The sequence below is a fragment of the Dellaglioa sp. CoH-56-MRSF-14 genome, assembly GCF_056782115.1.
Genome location: NZ_JBXAYB010000126.1, coordinates 1 through 252, shown reverse-complemented (window position 1 = coordinate 252; position 252 = coordinate 1). Strand labels below are relative to the sequence as shown.

Sequence of the window (252 nt, the reverse complement as noted above, 5' to 3'; positions counted from 1 at the left end):
GCCCTAGGGTCCGCAATTGGCGCGGCTGGTGAGCTGCTTTCTGGCAATACAGGTGGCGCTATCGCCGCGCTGGCTAACGCACCTGAAAATATTTTGGCTTCAGCTTTGAGTGGGCTCGGCGGTCTTGCCGGGCCTTCGTCGATTGCGCTTGCTGGTCCCGGTACTCTCGGGGAAGTCAGCAGCAACGGCGGCATCATCGAAGGCGACAATCTGTTTGGAGCTATGAACCGAACGGACCCGATGATGGCATAT

At 58.7% G+C, this 252-nt stretch carries 1 protein-coding gene; it reads left to right on the top strand.

What is annotated here, in order from left to right:
- A partial coding sequence (locus AC1RPX_RS08050) for a hypothetical protein (RefSeq protein ID WP_481763376.1) occupies window positions 1–252 on the top strand: 252 nt, incomplete at both ends.